The organism is Falsiroseomonas selenitidurans (assembly GCF_012103215.1).
GTDB classification, from domain to species: domain Bacteria; phylum Pseudomonadota; class Alphaproteobacteria; order Acetobacterales; family Acetobacteraceae; genus Falsiroseomonas; species Falsiroseomonas selenitidurans.
Genome location: NZ_JAAVNE010000003.1, coordinates 71,887 through 87,533 on the forward strand (window position 1 = coordinate 71,887; position 15,647 = coordinate 87,533).

16 protein-coding genes are annotated in these 15,647 nt (G+C 73.6%); 12 read left to right on the forward strand and 4 right to left on the reverse strand.

The genetic code is table 11. From position 1 onward, the window contains the following. The first annotated feature begins 3 nt into the window (after positions 1 to 3). Genes flhA through HEQ75_RS03065 form a run of 3 tightly spaced genes read left to right on the forward strand, consistent with a single transcriptional unit; the run spans position 4 to position 3,691 of the window. Positions 4 to 2,067 (forward strand): flagellar biosynthesis protein FlhA, encoded by a 2,064-nt coding sequence (gene flhA, locus HEQ75_RS03055; RefSeq protein WP_168027456.1) that lies wholly within the window; start codon positions 4 to 6, stop codon positions 2,065 to 2,067. Continuing rightward, complete coding sequence (locus HEQ75_RS03060) at positions 2,064 to 2,960, forward strand: flagellar biosynthesis protein FlhF (RefSeq protein WP_168027457.1); 897 nt, start codon at positions 2,064 to 2,066, stop codon at positions 2,958 to 2,960. The genes flhA and HEQ75_RS03060 overlap by 4 nt, the downstream gene beginning before the upstream one ends. After that, the gene (locus HEQ75_RS03065; RefSeq protein ID WP_168027458.1) at positions 2,957 to 3,691 is read left to right on the forward strand and encodes a nucleotide-binding protein; all 735 of its coding nucleotides are present in this window, start codon (positions 2,957 to 2,959) and stop codon (positions 3,689 to 3,691) included. Before HEQ75_RS03060 ends, HEQ75_RS03065 begins: the two co-directional genes overlap by 4 nt. Positions 3,692 to 3,710: 19 nt before the next feature. Here the strand turns inward: HEQ75_RS03065 and HEQ75_RS03070 are convergent, their stop codons facing one another. Continuing rightward, positions 3,711 to 4,919, reverse strand: a complete 1,209-nt coding sequence (locus tag HEQ75_RS03070) for a methyltransferase domain-containing protein (protein WP_168027459.1) — start codon at positions 4,917 to 4,919, stop codon at positions 3,711 to 3,713. A 29-nt stretch (positions 4,920 to 4,948) separates the two neighbouring features. On the opposite strand from HEQ75_RS03070, the gene HEQ75_RS03075 reads away from it, so the two are divergent. The 3 genes from HEQ75_RS03075 to HEQ75_RS03085 all read left to right on the forward strand — a co-directional run bounded on the left by HEQ75_RS03075 (position 4,949) and on the right by HEQ75_RS03085 (position 7,141). Further along, entirely contained in the window at positions 4,949 to 6,115 is a 1,167-nt protein-coding gene (locus HEQ75_RS03075; RefSeq protein WP_168027460.1) for an OpgC family protein, read from the forward strand. Between the two features lie 5 nt (positions 6,116 to 6,120). Further along, entirely contained in the window at positions 6,121 to 6,891 is a 771-nt protein-coding gene (locus HEQ75_RS03080) for an SGNH/GDSL hydrolase family protein (protein ID WP_168027461.1), read from the forward strand. 103 nt (positions 6,892 to 6,994) lie between these two features. Then, positions 6,995 to 7,141: a hypothetical protein gene (locus HEQ75_RS03085; RefSeq protein ID WP_168027462.1), complete on the forward strand. Its 147-nt coding sequence runs from the start codon at positions 6,995 to 6,997 to the stop codon at positions 7,139 to 7,141. A gap of 43 nt (positions 7,142 to 7,184) precedes the next feature. Here the strand turns inward: HEQ75_RS03085 and HEQ75_RS03090 are convergent, their stop codons facing one another. Next, complete coding sequence (locus tag HEQ75_RS03090) at positions 7,185 to 8,855, reverse strand: formate--tetrahydrofolate ligase (RefSeq protein WP_168027463.1); 1,671 nt, start codon at positions 8,853 to 8,855, stop codon at positions 7,185 to 7,187. Between the two features lie 204 nt (positions 8,856 to 9,059). Here HEQ75_RS03090 and HEQ75_RS03095 point away from each other — a divergent pair, with 204 nt between their 5' ends. The 3 genes from HEQ75_RS03095 to HEQ75_RS03105 all read left to right on the forward strand — a co-directional run bounded on the left by HEQ75_RS03095 (position 9,060) and on the right by HEQ75_RS03105 (position 11,132). Continuing rightward, on the forward strand, positions 9,060 to 9,716 hold the full coding sequence (locus tag HEQ75_RS03095; protein ID WP_168027464.1) for an OmpW/AlkL family protein: 657 nt from the start codon (positions 9,060 to 9,062) through the stop codon (positions 9,714 to 9,716). A gap of 88 nt (positions 9,717 to 9,804) precedes the next feature. Next, the gene (locus HEQ75_RS03100; RefSeq protein ID WP_168027465.1) at positions 9,805 to 10,014 is read left to right on the forward strand and encodes a DUF1289 domain-containing protein; all 210 of its coding nucleotides are present in this window, start codon (positions 9,805 to 9,807) and stop codon (positions 10,012 to 10,014) included. Between the two features lie 146 nt (positions 10,015 to 10,160). Next, a complete protein-coding gene (locus HEQ75_RS03105) occupies positions 10,161 to 11,132 on the forward strand; it encodes a Bug family tripartite tricarboxylate transporter substrate binding protein (RefSeq protein ID WP_168027466.1) in 972 nt (323 codons plus the stop codon). 79 nt (positions 11,133 to 11,211) lie between these two features. Here the strand turns inward: HEQ75_RS03105 and HEQ75_RS03110 are convergent, their stop codons facing one another. Together HEQ75_RS03110 and HEQ75_RS03115 are read right to left on the reverse strand one after the other, a co-directional pair. Continuing rightward, the gene (locus HEQ75_RS03110; RefSeq protein WP_235961217.1) at positions 11,212 to 12,339 is read right to left on the reverse strand and encodes a 2-aminoethylphosphonate--pyruvate transaminase; all 1,128 of its coding nucleotides are present in this window, start codon (positions 12,337 to 12,339) and stop codon (positions 11,212 to 11,214) included. Positions 12,340 to 12,357: 18 nt separating this feature from the next. Continuing rightward, a complete protein-coding gene (locus HEQ75_RS03115) occupies positions 12,358 to 12,981 on the reverse strand; it encodes a DUF1194 domain-containing protein (protein ID WP_168027467.1) in 624 nt (207 codons plus the stop codon). 90 nt (positions 12,982 to 13,071) lie between these two features. Here HEQ75_RS03115 and HEQ75_RS03120 point away from each other — a divergent pair, with 90 nt between their 5' ends. The 3 genes from HEQ75_RS03120 to HEQ75_RS03130 all read left to right on the forward strand — a co-directional run bounded on the left by HEQ75_RS03120 (position 13,072) and on the right by HEQ75_RS03130 (position 15,637). Next, positions 13,072 to 14,049 carry a Bug family tripartite tricarboxylate transporter substrate binding protein gene (locus tag HEQ75_RS03120; RefSeq protein WP_235961219.1) on the forward strand — a complete coding sequence of 326 codons (978 nt, stop codon included), beginning with the start codon at positions 13,072 to 13,074 and terminating at the stop codon, positions 14,047 to 14,049. Between the two features lie 345 nt (positions 14,050 to 14,394). Further along, positions 14,395 to 14,985 carry an exopolysaccharide biosynthesis protein gene (locus HEQ75_RS03125; RefSeq protein ID WP_168027468.1) on the forward strand — a complete coding sequence of 197 codons (591 nt, stop codon included), beginning with the start codon at positions 14,395 to 14,397 and terminating at the stop codon, positions 14,983 to 14,985. A gap of 31 nt (positions 14,986 to 15,016) precedes the next feature. Next, positions 15,017 to 15,637, forward strand: coding sequence for an exopolysaccharide biosynthesis protein (locus HEQ75_RS03130; protein WP_168027469.1), 621 nt, complete (start codon positions 15,017 to 15,019; stop codon positions 15,635 to 15,637). Positions 15,638 to 15,647 lie beyond the last annotated feature (10 nt).

Genomic DNA, 15,647 nt, shown 5'->3' on the forward strand with positions numbered 1-15,647 from the left:
CGCATGGGCAGCCTTGTCCTGCCGGCCTGGCTGCTGCGGGCGCGCCCCGGTGGCGACGTGGCGCTCGGCCTCGGCGTGGTGCTGCTGGTCGCGGTGCTGGTGGTGCCGCTGCCCACCTGGATGCTGGATGTGGGCCTGGCGCTGTCCTTCACCGGCGCGGTGCTGGTGCTGATGGTCTCGCTGTTCATGCACCGGCCGCTGGACTTCACCAGCTTCCCCACCGTGCTGCTGCTGACCACGCTGCTGCGCCTGGCGCTGAACGTGGCCACCACCCGCGCCATCCTCAGCCATGGGCATGAGGGCCCGACGGCAGCCGGCCAGGTGGTCTCCGCCTTTGGCGGCTTCCTGATGGGCGGCGACGTGCTGGTGGGGCTGATCGTCTTCGCCATCCTGCTGCTGGTGAACTTCGTCGTCGTCTCCAAGGGTTCCGGCCGCATCGCGGAAGTCGCGGCGCGGTTCAGCCTGGATGCAATGCCGGGCAAGCAGATGGCGATCGATGCGGACCTGTCCTCCGGCCTGCTGAACGAGGACCAGGCGCGGCTGAAGCGGCGCGAGCTGGAGGAGGAGAGCGGCTTCTACGGCGCCATGGACGGTGCCGCGAAATTCGTCCGCGGCGATGCCATCGCCGGCCTCGTCACCACGCTGATCAACCTGCTGGCCGGCATCGCCATCGGCACCATCCGCCAGGGCCTGCCCTTCGGGGAGGCGGTGTCCACCTACTCCATCCTGACGGTGGGCGACGGGCTGGTGGGGCAGATCCCGGCGCTGCTCGTCTCCCTCGCCGCCGGCATCGTGGTGACCAAGGGCGGCGTCGAGGGCCGCGCCGACCAGGCGCTGGCGCTGCAGCTCGGCGGTTCCAAGCCGCTCGGCCTGGCGGCGGGCGCGGCGGCGGTGATGGCGCTGCTGCCGGGCATGCCGGCCATCCCCTTCCTGGCGCTGGCCGGCGCCGCCGCCTGGGGCGCGGTGCTGCAGGACCGGGCGGACAAGGGCCGCAAGGCGGTGGCCGAGGCGCCGCCGCCGCCACCGGCGGACCCGCCGGCCAGCGACGCGCTGCGCATGGACCTGCTGCGGCTGGAACTGGGCTACGGCCTGCTGAGCCTGGCGGCCGGCGAGGCACCGCGGCTGACCGAACAGATCCGCACCCTGCGCAAGACCACGGCGCAGGAGCTGGGCTTCGTGCTGCCCAGCGTCCGCATCCAGGACAATCTGCAACTGCCGGCCGACACCTATGTGATCCGGGTGAAGGAGATCGAGGCCGGGCGCGGCGCGCTGAAGCCGCCGCTGCACCTGGCCATCGACCCCTCCGGCAACCCGCCCGCCCTGCCGGGGGAACGCGTGCAGGAACCCACCTTCGGCCTGCCCGCCGCCTGGATCGAGGAATTCCGGCGCGAGGAGGCGCTGGCGCTGGGCTGCACGGTGGTGGATGCCGCCGGCGTGCTGGCCACGCATCTGACGGAAGTGACGCGGGAGAACATGCCCGAGCTCCTGTCCTTCTCCGAGACCCAGAAGCTGCTGGACGAGCTGGGGCCGGAGCATAAGCGCCTGGTGTCCGACCTGGTGCCGGCGCAGGCCAGCATCGGCACGGTGCAACGGCTGCTGCAGGCGCTGCTGGCGGAACGCGTGTCCATCCGCGACCTGCCGACCATTCTGGAAGGCATGCAGGAAGCCGCCGCCGCCGGCGCGCGCTCGCTCAGCCCCATCCTGGCCACGGTGCGGATGCGCCTGGCGCGGCAACTGAGCGATGCGGCGCGCGGGCCGCAGGGCTATGTGCCGATCGTGGCGCTGTCGTCCGAATGGGAACAGGCCTTCGCCGAATCGCTGGTGGGGCCGGGGGAGGAGAAGCAGCTGGCGATGGCGCCCTCGAAGCTCGCCGCCTTCATGGGCGCGCTGCGCGGCGCCTTCGATGCCGCGAGCGCGGCCGGGGAGCCGGCGGTGCTGGTGTGTTCCGGCACCATCCGCGCGCATGTGCGCGCCGTGGTGGAACGCTTCCGCCCGGCGACGATGGTGCTGGCGCATACCGAGATCCATGCGCGGGCGCGCATCCGCACGGTGGGCAACGTGGCATGAAGCTGCGGGTGATCCGCGCCGCCCGCATGGCGGACGCCATGGCGCAGCTGCGCGCCGAACTGGGCGAGGAGGCGGTGCTGCTCTCCACCCGCCGCATCCCCGGCGGGGTGGAGGTGACGGCGGCGCAGGAACAGGATGACGAGCCGCTGATGATCGCGCCCGATGCGGCGCGCTCCCACCGGGCCATCCCGCCGGACCTGGCGCGCCACAACGTGCCCGCGGCGCTGGCGCTGCGGCTGGCGGAGGGCCGGCTGCCGGCGGCGCTGGAGGCGGTGCTGGGCTTCGCGAAGCTGCCGCTGGGCCCGGCACCGCTGCTGCTGGCCGGACCGCCGGGTGCGGGCAAGACGCTGACCACGGCGAAGCTGGCGACGCGGCTGGTGATGGCCGGCGCCAGGCCGCTGCTGGTCAGCGCCGATGGCCGCAAGGCCGGCGCGGCGGAACAGCTGGCGGCCTTCGCCAGGGTGCTGGACCTGCCGCTGGCGGTGGCCAGCGGGCCGGCGGCGCTGCGCAAGGCGCTGGCCCGGCGCGCCGCCGGCCAGCCGGTGCTGGTGGACCTGCCGGGCTGCGACCCCTTCAACCCCGCAGGCGCCCGCTTCCTCGCCACGCTGCTGGAAGCCGCCCAGGGCTGCGCCGTGCTGGTGCTGCCGGCCGGGCTGGACGCGGACGAGGCGGCGGAGACCGCCGGCGCCTTCCGCCTGCTGGGCTGCCGGCTGCTGCTGCCGACGCGCCTCGATGCCGCGCGGCGGCTGGGTGGCGTGCTTTCGGCCGCCGCCGCCGGGCTGAAGCTGACCGAGGCCGGCACCGGGCAGGACGCCTCGGGCGGGCTGGAACCCTTGACCGCGGAAGGCCTGGCACGCCGCCTGGCCGCCCCGGCCGTGCAGGAGAACGCATGACGGGACGGATCATCGCCGTCGCCTCCGGCAAGGGTGGCGTCGGCAAGACCTGGCTGTCCATCACCCTGGCGCATGCGCTGGCCGAGGCCGGGCGGCGGGCGGTGCTGATGGATGCCGATCTCGGCCTGGCGAATGCCGATGTGCAGCTGGGCCTGAACCCGGCGCGGGACCTGGCGGCGGTGCTGGCCGGCGCGGCCGCGGAAGATGCCGCGCAGCCCCTGCCGGCGGGCTTCCACCTGCTGGCCGGGCGCTCCGGCAGCGGCGCCCTGGCGGGGCTTTCCGGGGCCGGGCTGGATGCCGCCCTCGACCTGCCACGGCGCCTCGCCACGCGGTTCCAGGAGGTGGTGGTGGACCTCGGCGCGGGGGTGGAGGCGCCGCAGCGCCGGCTCGCGGCGCTGGCCGATGTGCTGCTGGTGGTGGCGACCGAGGAGCCGACCAGCCTGACCGATGCCTATGCCGTGCTGAAGCTGCACGCGAAGGATGCGCCAGGCGGCGTCGCACGGCTGGTGGTGAACCTGGCCGGCACCGCGGCCGGCGGCCAGCGCACCCATGCCACGCTGGAAGCCGCCACGCGGCGCTTCCTGGCCCGCGGCCTGGACCTGGCCGGGGTGGTGCGGCGGGATTCCAAGGTGCCGGACGCCATCCGCCACCAGACGCCCCTGCTGACCCGGCATCCCGGCAGCATTGCGGCGCAGGATGTCCGGGCGCTGGCGCGCGGCCTGCTGGCGTGAAGCGCTGGCGGGCGGGTCGTCACCCCGTCCGGCCGAGCAGCAGCAGCACGCCGGCCACCGGCACGCCCTTCTCCTCCCGCAGCGGCGCCTCACGTCGTGCCAGCGGCGCCAGCCCCGCTTCCGCCGCCAGGGCCAGGACATGGGCGGGGTCGTGGCGGTAGCGCAGGCCCTCGCCCAGGGCGAAGGGCGCCCCCTGCCCGGCCTCCAGGCTGAAGGCCGCGACGCCGCCGGGCGCCAGCGCCCGGGCGATGCCGGACAGCGCCGGGCCGAGATCGCCCAGGTAGTTCAGCACATCCACCGCCGCCACCAGGTCGAAGGCCCCCGGCGCGGCGGCCAGCGCATCCAGCAGATCGGCTTCCTGCAGCCGGTCGTACAGGCCGCGCCGGGCGGCCTCCGCCAGCATGCGCGGCGACAGGTCCACCCCCTTCATCCGCGCCGCGAAGGGCTTCAGCGCCAGGCCGGACAGGCCGGTGCCGCAGCCGAGGTCGAGCACCCGGCGCGTGGCATCGGCCGGGATGCCCGCTTCGACCAGCAGCGCCGCCAGCAGCGCCGGGGTGCGATAGCCCAGCCGGTCCTGCAGGTCGGCGTCGAAGCGCGGCGCATACTGGTCGAACAGGTCGCGCACATAGGCCGCCGGGGCGCGGTCCGGCGCTGCTGCCTCGCCCAGCGCGGCCAGCAGGAAGCGCGCCTGGGCGGCCAGGCCGGGCGCCAGGCCGGGCAGCGCCAGGGCGTGCCGGGCGGCGGCGGCCGCACCCGGCTGGCCGGCTTCGCGCCGCGCATGGGCCAGCGCGATCCAAGGCTCCGCCGCAGCGGGCGCCAGTTCCGTCGCGTGGGTCAGCGGCGCCACCGCCTCCGCCGCCCGACCCAGCGCGCACAGCACCTGGCCCAGATTGCGCAGCGCGGTTGCATCCGTCGGGCGACGGGCCAGGGCCGCGCGCAGCAGCGCGGCGGCCTCCTCCAGCCGCCCGGCCTCGGCCAGGGTGGCGCCGCGGCTGGCCAGGAACACCGGGCTGTCCGGCTGCGCCGCCACCGCCTGCGCGGACAACGCCAGCGCCGCCTCCAGCGCGCCGCGCTGCCGCGCCAGCACGGAAAGCAGGTTCAGCGCATTGGCATCGCAGGGCCGCGCCGCCAGGGCGCGGCGGTAGAGCCGCTCCGCCAGCGCCAGCTCGCCCCGCGCGTGGCGCGCGGCCCCCTCGCGCAGAAGCGCATCAGCCGAGGCTTGCGCCATGCCCCGCCTCCGCCGGATGCTGTCCCGGCATGAACCCGCCCCCCGCCGCCCCTGTCCGGCCCGCCCGCGACATCCGGGTGGATTTCCTGCGTGGCCTCGCGCTCTGGTTCATCTTCATCACCCACACCCCGGGCAATCTGCTGGCGCACGCCACCTTGCGCAATGTCGCCTTCTGCGATGCGACGGAGGTGTTCGTGCTGCTGGCCGGCTATGCGGCCGGCATCGCCTATGGCCGGATGCTGGAACGCGAGGGCTGGCTGGCGGCGGCGGCGCGGCTGGTGGGGCGGATGGGCACGCTGTACGTGGCGCACATCTTCCTGTTCGTGGTGTTCGCCGCGCAGGTCGGGTTTTCCGCCGCCGCGCTGAACCAGGCCGCCTACCTGGACGAGCTGCACCTGGACCCCTTCGGCAATGAGCCCTATCGCGCTTTGCTGGAGGCGCTGCTGCTGCGCTACCAGCCGCATTTCCTGGACATCCTGCCGCTGTACATCGTGGTGCTGGGCCTGTTCGCCCTGGCGCTGCCGCTGATCCGCCGGCCGGCCTGGCTGCTGGGGCTCTCGGTGGCGCTGTATGCGGTGACGCGGGCGACCGGGCTCGGCCTGCCGTCCTGGACCGGGTCCGGCTGGTTCTTCAACCCCTTCGCCTGGCAGCTTCTGTTCGTGATCGGCGTGCTGCTGGGCCGGGCCGAGCCGGCGCGGCTGCTGCGGCGCTTCCCCTGGCAGCGCGGCCTGGCGCTGCTGGCCGGGGCGCTGCTGCTGGCTGCCGCGGCCTCCCTGAACCTGGTGTGGCACGGGCCGGGCTTCGGCGTGCAGGCGCCGGAATGGATGGGCGCGGCGCTGTCGCGGGTGGACAAGGCGGCGCTGCACCCGGTGCGGCTGGCTTCCGTGCTGCTGCTGTGCTGGCTGGTGGGCCACCTGATCCCGCGCAATGCGGCCTGGCTGGGGCATCCCCTGGCGGCGGTCTTCGTGATGATGGGCCAGCAGGGGCTGCCGGTGTTCTGTTCGGGCATCTTCCTTTCCTTCCTGGGCCGCCTGGCGCTGGAGAGCGCCTCCGGGCCGCTGGCGCAGGTGGCGGTGAACGTGACGGGGCTGGCGGCGCTGATCGCGGTGGCGGTGGTCTCCGCCTGGTATGGCGGCGAGGCGAAGCGCAAGCTCACGCCCGCCTTGCCCGCCGCCGCCGCCCCGGCTAGGCCTTGAGGGCGATGCGCGCCCCCCTGCCCCGCTGCCTTGTGCTTCTCGCGGCGCTGCTGGCGGCCGGGGCGGCGCCTGCCCAGGTGCCGACGGCCGAGGCCGCCGCCTGCGACGCGCCGGAGGAGCTGACGGCGCTTCCGGCGCCGCTCGCCGGCGTCTTCGCCGCGCTGTCGCATACCGAATTGCGCATCCTCGTGGTCGGCAGCGCCTCCACCCAGGGGGGCGGCACCTCCGGCCCCGCCGCCACCTGGCCGGAACGCCTGGCGGCGCGGCTGGGCGCGCAGGCGGCGCCCGTCACCGTGCGGGTCACGGTCTTCGGCGGGCGGGGCACGACAGCGGCGGACCATGCGCGGATCATCGCCGAGCAGGGCCCCTTGGTGCGCCCGCATCTGGTGATCTGGCAGCTCGGCACGGTGGAGGCGGCGCGCGGCCTGCCGCCGGAGGAGATGGCGGAGGAGGTGCAGGACGCCGTGGCCCGGCTGCGCGCCCGCCGCGGGGAACGCACCGACATCCTGCTGATGGACCCGCAATTCTCCCGCTTCCTGCGCAGCAACGCGGATGTGGAAACCTACCGGGACTGGCTGCGCGTGGCGGCGGCGGCCAGCGGCGCGCAGCTGTTCAGCCGCTGGGCGCTGATGCGCCACTGGGTGGAGGCGGAGCGCATCGATCTGGAACGCGCGCCGCGCAACCGCCGCGTGGCGGTGGCGGACAGGCTGCACGACTGCCTGGCCCAGGCACTGGTGCGCACCATCCTGCAGGGCAGCCCGCGCCCGGCGCGATAGGCGCCGCGGCGATGCGGCCCGCGACGATCATCGCCGCGGAACCCGGGCGCCCGCCGGGCGCTTTGGCCGCATGAATATCACCCTGCAATCCCGTGCCAGGCCGATGCCGCCGCCCCGAGGGGCCGCCTTCGATCGCTGGCTGCAGGCGGAACTGGCCCGCAGCTACGACGCGGCGTTGGCCGAGCCGGTGCCGGAGGCGCTGCTGCGGCTGGTGACGGAACGCGAGGGGCGGTCCAGCCGGGCACTCTGAGCGCCGCCCTCGCGCTCAGCCGGGGACACCGCGCGGAGCGGCGTCAGAACAGCCCGTCGATCTGCCCCGCCGCATCCAGCCCGATGCTCTCCGCCGCCGGGCGGCGCGGCAGGCCGGGCATGGTCATGATCTCCCCGCACACCGCCACGACGAAGCCGGCGCCGGCGGAAAGCCGCACGTCGCGCACCGGCAGGCTGTGACCGCTGGGCGCACCGAGCAGCGTGGGATCGGCACTGAAGGAATACTGCGTCTTGGCGACGCAGACCGGCAGGTGGCCGAAGCCCTCGGCTTCCCATCGCGCCAGCTTCTGCGCCGCGGGCGCCGGCAGCACGATGTCGCTGGCGCGATAGACCTGCTGGGCGATGGTGCGCAGCTTCTCGGCCAGCGGCATCGCGTCCGGATACAGCGGCTGGAAGCGCGCCGCCCCGGCGGCGATGCGCGCCTGCACCGCGCGGGCGAGTTCCGCCGCCCCGGCCGCGCCGTCCGACCAATGGGTGCAGAGGATGGCCTGCGTGTCGTGCCGCGCCATGGCCGCCTGCACCGCGGCGATTTCCGCCGGCGTGTCGCTGTCGAAGCGGTTCAGCGCCACCACCACGGGCAGGCCGAATTTGTGCATGTTCTCGACATGGCGTTCCAAGTTGGCCGCGCCGCGTTCGACCGCCGCCACATCCTCCGCCCCCAGCGCCGACTTCGGCACGCCGCCATGCATCTTCAGCGCGCGGACGGTGGCGACGATGACGCAGGCAGCGGGGTTCAGCCCCGCCAGGCGGCATTTGATGTCGAGGAACTTCTCCGCGCCCAGGTCGGCGCCGAAGCCGGCTTCCGTCACCACCACATCGGCCAGGCCCAGCGCCAGCCGCGTGGCGACCAGGCTGTTGCAGCCATGCGCGATGTTGGCGAAGGGCCCGCCATGCACCAGCGCCGGGCTGCCGGCGATGGTCTGCACCAGGTTGGGGGAGAGCGCATCGCGCAGCAGCGCCGCCATGGCGCCATCCGCCTTCAGGTCACTGGCCGTCACCGCCGTGCCGTCGCGCCGCCGGCCGACGATCATCCGGCCCAGCCGGTGCTGCAGGTCCGCCAGGTCGCGCGCCAGGCAGAACACCGCCATCACCTCGCTGGCCACGGTGATGTCGAAGCCGTCCTCGCGCACCACGCCCTGGGTGGCGCCGCCCAGGCCCACCACGCAGTCGCGCAGGTTGCGGTCGTTCATGTCCATCGCCCGGCGCCAGGAGACGCGGCGCGGATCCAGCCCCAGCTCGTTGCCCCAGTACAGATGGTTGTCCAGCATGGCGGAGAGCAGGTTGTTGGCGCTGGTAATGGCGTGGAAATCGCCGGTGAAGTGCAGGTTGATGTCTTCCATCGGCAGCACCTGCGCATGCCCGCCGCCGGTGGCACCCCCCTTCACCCCGAAGCAGGGGCCGAGGGATGGTTCGCGCAGCGCGATCATGGCCTTCGTGCCCAGCGCGTTCAGCGCATCGCCCAGGCCGATGGTGGTGGTGGTCTTGCCCTCGCCGGCCGGGGTCGGGCTGATGCCGGTGACCAGCACCAGCGCGCCGGGCGGGCGGGCGGAGGCTTCGGCCACGAAATCCGGGCCGATCTTCGCCTTGTACTTGCCGTAGGGCTCCAGCGCCGAATCGGGGATGCCGGCGCGCGCCGCGATCTCCGCGATCGGACGAAGCGTGGCCGCGCGGGCGATGTCGAGGTCGGTGGCCATTCGGCGTTTCCCTGTCCTTGGCAATGCTGCCGCTTATCCGGGTGGCGCCGGGCGGGCAAGCCGGGGGCGGCGGCCGGTGCTTTTCCTGGGTGCATACGATTGCGCTGCACTGCCGCATGACCTGCATCAAGGACCCGCCCAGGCACCGGCAGGAAGCTGCCCCCGCGACGCGCAGGGGGCGCGCCGCGGATGAGAGGCAAGGCTATGAAACGGATGATCTGCGCCGCCGCACTGGCCGGCGCGGTGATGGCGGGCCCGCTGCTGCCGGCACCGGCCCAGGCACAGCAGGATGTGCGCGGCAAGCAGGCGGGCGACCTGGTGCTGGGGGCCAGCCTGATCGGCGTGCTGCCAAGCAATGGCGGCAGCACCAGCATCGGCGGCACCCCGCATGCGAGCGCGACGGCGACCCCGCAGCTCGACCTGACCTACTTCCTGACCCCGAACTTCGCGGTGAACGTGATCGCCGCGACCTCGCGCCACGATGTCTCGGTGCGGGGCCTGGCGGGCGGGGAGATCGAGCTCGGCCGCGTCTGGGCGCTGCCGCCGACCGTGACGCTGCAATACCACCCGCTGCCCGCCAGCCGCTTCAGCCCGTATCTCGGCATCGGCGTGAACTACACCGTCTTCTACGGCGAAGGCGGCAGCCGCAGCGCCGGCATCACCCATGTCGATGTGGAGAATGCCTGGGGCTTCGCGGTGAATGCCGGCGTGGACTACGAGATCACCCCCAGCTGGGTGGCGAATGTGGATGTGAAGCGGCTGTGGCTGCAGCCGGATGTGCGGGTGAACCGCGGCGCCGTGACCGGCCAGGCGGAGCTCGACCCCTGGATCGTCGGCGCCGGCGTCCGCTACCGGTTCTGAGCGCGGCGGGCGTGCCATGCGGCGGGGCGGGGTCCGCCCCGCCCCATCGTGATGCCGCCGCCACCGCCACCGCCCCCATCTGGGGCGGATGGCAAGCCCCTGCATCGATGTCTGCCGCTATGACGAGACCACCGGCTGGTGCCTCGGCTGCGGCATGCTGAAGCCCGAGAAGAAGCGCTGGAAGAAGGACCGGGCGGAGCGACCGGCGATCCGCGCCGCCCTGCCGCAGCGCCTGCAGGCCCTGGCCAGCGCCGGCCACGCGACCGGCGAGGCGGCGGCGAGGACGAAGCGGAAATAGCCGCCGCGCGCCGGGCCGGGCCTGGGGAAGGACCCGGTCGCGCGCCACCGGGCCGTGCCGCGGTTTCGCACTCCACGGCTTCATGCCATAGACACGAGCAGAGTCAGAACTGACCGACATCGCGATCCGGGACGAAACGCATGCCAATGACCCGCCTTCGCCGCCGTGCCCTGCTGGGCGCGGCCGCCCTGCCCCTCGCCGCCCCCGCCCTGGCGCAGGAGGGATTTCCCTCCCGACCGCTGCGCCTGGTGGTGGGCTTCACCCCGGGCGGCGCGACCGACACCTCCGCCCGAGCCATCGCGCCCAAGATGAGCGAGGTGCTGGGCCAGCCCGTGGTGGTCGAGAACCGTCCCGGCGCCGGCAGCAACATCGCCTCCGAGGTGGTGGCCCGCAGCCCTGCCGACGGCCACACCCTGCTGCTGGCGACGCTCGGCGCGCTGGTGGTCAGCCCGATGGTGCTCCGCCTGCCGGTCGACCCGGCGCGGGACCTGGTGCCCGTCTCCGTGGCGGTCGACCTGTTCAACATCCTGGTGCTGCCGACCGACCGGCCCTGGCGCAGCGTGGCGGACCTGGTGGCCGCGGCGAAGGCGGCGCCCGGCCAGCTTTCCTATGGCACCAGCGGCATCGCCGGCGGGCCGCACCTGGCGGGGCTGCTGTTCAACCGCACCGCCGGCGTGGACACCACCGCGGTGCACTACCGCGGCGGCGGCCTCGTGGTGAATGACCTGCTGGCCGGCCGGGTCGATTTCTCCTTTGCCACCGCCGCGTCGGTGCTGGCGCAGGTGCGCGCCGACAAGCTGCGCGCCCTGGCGATCCCGCATCTCGAACGGTCGCGCCTGATGCCGGAGATCCCGACCGTCGCGGAATCCGGGCTGCCGGGCTTCGACGTGCCGTCCTGGTATGCGGTGATGGCGCCGCGCGGCACGCCGGAGACCGCCATCGCCCGCGTCAACGCGGCGATGCGCGTGGCCCTGGCCGATGCCGCTACCGCCGCGGCGCTCAACCGCAACGGGCTGGAGCCGCGCTGGACCACGCCGGCGCAATTGACCGAGGCGCTTGCGGTCGAACGCGCGAAATGGGCGCCGATCATCCGCGACAGCGGCATCCGCATCGAATAGGGAAGCGCGCCGCCGGGGCCGGCCGGGCCGCGCGGCCCGGCTTCGGCTGCGCGGCGCGGCACCCGCCCTGCCGGCCCTGTCAGGCGGCGGCGCGCGTCCCGACGCGCATCGCCTCCAACACCGCCTCCGCCTGCTTCAGGGCGAATCGGATATCCTCCTCCCCGATCGCGCCGATGCAGCCGAAGCGCATCGAGGGCTTCCTGGTCGAGGAGAAGTCGGAAAGGATCACCCCGCGCGCCTTCATCCCGCGCTGGAAGGTCGCGAGGTTCCAGTTCGGGTCCACGGGCTGGTAGACGTTGACGATGATCGGCCCCTGGAATTCCGGGGCGACATAGGGGGTGAAGCCCAGCGCCTGCAGCCCGGCATACATCACGTCCCGGTTGCGGCTGTAGCGCGCCAGCCGGGCCGGCTGGCCGCCCTCCGCCTCGTAGATCGCCATCGCCTTGCCGAAGGCGCGCAGCGCCTGCACCGCGGGGGTGAAGCGGAAGCTGCCCCAGCCGCTGCGCAGCGCATGGTCGTAGACATCCGCGAGGTCCAGCGCCCAGGAACCGGCCTGGCCGCGGCAGGCCTCGAGCCGCGCGATCGGCGCCACGGCGAAGCCGAAGCCGGGCAGCCCCTCCAGGCATTTGTTGGAGGTGAACACCACCACGTCGCATTCCGGGTGGTCCGCCATGCGGAAGGGCACCACGCCGAAGCCGGACACCGCATCGCAGATCATCCGCCGCCCCGCCGCGGCGATCACCGGGCCCAGCACCTCCGGGTCGTTGATGATGCCGGTGCCGGTCTCGCTGACCACGATGGCGACATGGCCGCAATCCGGGTTCTGCTCCAAGGCCCGGGCCAGGATCTCCGGCGCCATCGGCACGTTGTCCGGCCCGTCCAGCGGCACCACCACCCGCCCGGCGGCGGAGGCCAGGCGCGCCAGGCGCTCCGCATAGCCGCCATTGCGCACCACCAGGACCTTCTCGCCGGCGGGCACGAAGGTGCGGATCGCCGCCTCGATCACCATGTGGCCGCAGCCGGGCAGCGGCAGGGAGACATGCTGGCCGGCCAAGCCGCCGGCGATCTGCACGATGCGCGGCCGCATCGCGGCGTATTCGGCGATGAAATCCTCGTCCCAGGGGGCGATGTCCTCGGCCATGCAGGCACGAACCTCGGGGCGGGTCTGCACGGGGCCGGGAATCAGCAGCAGCATCGGGGTCACCATGAACGGGGTCCGCTGGGGCTACACCACCAGCGTGCCACCCAGCAATTCCCGTCGCAGCTTGCGCAGGATCGCCTCGGCGAAATCCCCGTAGTCGGCGCAGGGCATGGCGAAGCTGCCCGGGCCGCCGATGACCTCGGCCGCGTAATGCGCCAGCAGGTCCGGCTCCTCGTTCAGGATGGCCAGGCCGTTGATGGTCAGCCCGGCCGCCACCGCCAGGTCGCGCACCGGGCCGGGGGCGCGGCCGGCATTGTGGCGTCCATCGCCGGAAACATCGAGCACCAGCCGCTCCGCCCGGCCCGGCACCCGCGCCAGCAAGGCCAGGCCGGCGGCCATGCCCTCCCCCAGCCCGGTGGCGCCGGCCTGCGGCAGGCGGGGGGTGTTCTCGATCGCCTCGGCCAGGGCGGCGGCATCCGCGGCGCCGGCCACCCGGGTCCAGCCCACCGCCACATCCTGCTGGCCGACGCCGGACCACAGCAGCAGGCAGACCGCCGCCGCGCCATGCGGCCCGGCGGTGGCGGCCGCCAGCACGTCCGCGTCGCGGAAGGCCGCGGCGGTGCCGCCCACCATCAGCCCGAACTCCGCGAAATCGACGCTGGCGGAGACGTCCATGGCCAGGCAGAGCGCGATATCCACGTCTTCCATGCGTATGAAATCCCTGATCCACGAACCGGTTTGCATGCGGCCCCGCCCGGTGCCAGCATGGACCGATCCGCGGCGATGAGGATGGGCAGGATGATCGGCAGGCGTGGCATTCTGGCGGCAGGTGGCGGCATGGCGGCCGGCCTCGCGGCCCCATCGGTGCGGGCGCAGGGCGCCTGGCCGGCGCGGCCGATCCGCATGATCGTGCCCTACACCCCGGGCGCGGCGACCGACGCCATGGCGCGGCTTTCGGCGCAGAAGCTGCAGGAACGGCTCGGCGTGACCGTGGTGGTGGAGAACCGCGCCGGCGCCAATGGCGCCATCGGCAGCCAGGCGGTGCTGCAGGCGGCGCCGGATGGCTACACCATCCTGGCCTCCGCCTCGATCCACCCGATGGCGCGGCACGTGATGAAGGCCGCGCCCTATGACCCGGTGAAGGATTTCATCCCGCTGGCCCGCACCGCGCGCGGCCCGCTGGTGCTGGTGATGAACCCGGCTTTGCCGCAGCGCACGATCCCGGAGGTGGTGGCCGCCGCCAAGGCCGATCCGCGGCGCTGGACCTTCGCCACCAGCAGCCTCGGCGCCGCCGGCCACCTGGCGACCATCGAGTTCAACCGGCTGACCGGCGCGGCGATCGAGATCGTCGGCTATCGCGGCAGCGCCCCGGCGCTGACCGACGTGGCGGCCGGCAATGCGCAGCTGATGTTCGACCCGGTGCTGTCCACCCTGCCGCTGGTGCGCGGCGGGCAGTTGCGGGGCCTGGCCATCGCCACCACCGCGCGGACCAGCCTGGCGCCCGACCTGCCGACGGCGGCGGAAGCCGGGCTGCCGGGGTTCGAGTTCTATTCCTGGTACGGCGTCTGGGGCCCGCGCGCCATGCCGCGGGAGATCGCGGACCGGATCAACGCCGCGCTGGTCGCCGGGCTGCGGGAACCGGCGGTGGTGCAGCGCCTGACCGGGCTCGGCTTCGAGCCGGTGGCCGAGACGGTGGCGGAGGCCGAGGCCTTCATCGAGGCGGATGTGGCCCGCAACGCGGAACTGCTCCGCATCGCCAACTTTCAGCCGCAATAGCGCCCCACAGGCGCCGGCCCGGGTGGCGCCGGGCCGCCACCCGCCCTAACTCTGCTCCTGCCGCACCCACCGGTGCCGGCCGGGAGACGATGCATGAACCGATGCGCCGGGCCAGGCGGCTGCAGAACGAGACCAGCGACGCGCGGACCTGCCGCCCCCATCACACCGGCGTGAGCGCCCCCCCTGTCAGCCGAAAAGGCTTCGTGCTACCGATTGCAGAGGGGATTGGCTTCCGGACCGCAAAGGCCGGCCAGACGAGGATGGGGGCGCCGGATCATCGACGGGCTTCAGCAACATGGCTCGGCCGCCGCCCGGTCGACGCCCGTCGAGCCGGTCTCCGCCCTGGTGTCCAACCTGGCGCGCGACTGGCCGGGCGAGCGCATCTCGCTCGGCGAGTTGATGGTGGCGCTTGGCGCGCGCGGCTATGGCGTGCTGATCGTGCTGTTCTCCCTGCCCAACCTACTGCCCATCTACATCCCCGGTCTCAGCCCGATCTTCGGCGTCCCGCTGCTGATCATCTGCGCCCAGCTTGCCCAGGGCATGGCCACGCCGCGGCTGCCGCAATTCCTCACCCGCCGGTCCATGAAGCGCAGCGACCTGCAGATGATCGCGCTGCGCGCCCTGCCCTGGCTGCAGCGGGTGGAACGCTTCGTGCGCCCCCGCCCCTCCTTCCTGACCAGCCGCCGGGCGGAGCGGGTGATCGGCGCCTATGGCGTCTGGCTCGCCGCCATCGTCATCGTGCCCTTCCCCTTCACCAACGGCCCGCCCTCCCTCGCCTGCCTCATCATGGCGATCGGGCTGATGGAGGAGGACAGCCGCACCATCGCGGCCGGCGCGGCCTTCGGTGTGGTGGCCACCTGCATCGGCCTGTCCATCATCGGCAGCGTCTTCTGGGCGCTGACGGCGGGCTTCGGCTGGATGTTCGGCCTGTTGTGACCGTGCCGGCCCTGCCGGGCAGCGGCCCGGCATGAGCCGCGATCCCCCGCGGCCGGAAGACCAGGCCCCGATCTCCCGCATCGTGGCGGAGGTGGCGGCCGCCTTTCCGGGGGAGCGCATCAGCCTGGGCGAGATGGCGCAGGCCTTCGGCGACCGCGCCTTCGGGATGCTGCTGCTGCTGCTGCTGCTGCCCGGCCTGCTGCCCGGCATGGCCAGCGTCTTCGGCACGCCGCTGCTGATCCTGGGCGTGCAGATGGGGCTCGGGCTGCGCGTGCCGAAGCTGCCGGCGATCCTGGCGCGGCAGACCATCAAGCGGTCCGACCTGCTGCGCCTGGCCTCCGCCTCCTCCAAGGGGCTGGGGCGGATCGAACGCTTCATCCGCCCGCGGCCCGGCTTCTTCACCTCGCCGCTGGGCGAAAGGCTGATCGGCTGGCTGACCGCCTATGTCGCCCTCATGCTGATCCTGCCCGGGCCGGGCACCAATGGCCCGCCGGCCTTCGGCAACATCGTCATGGCGCTGGGGCTGATCGAGCATGACAGCCGCACCACACTGTGGGGCGTGGTGCTGACCGTCGCCGGCTGCATCTTCGCCACGGTGGTGCTGGTGATGCTGGTCTGGCTGGGGGCGCAGGCGCTGGGCTGGATGTTCTGACCGGGCCAGG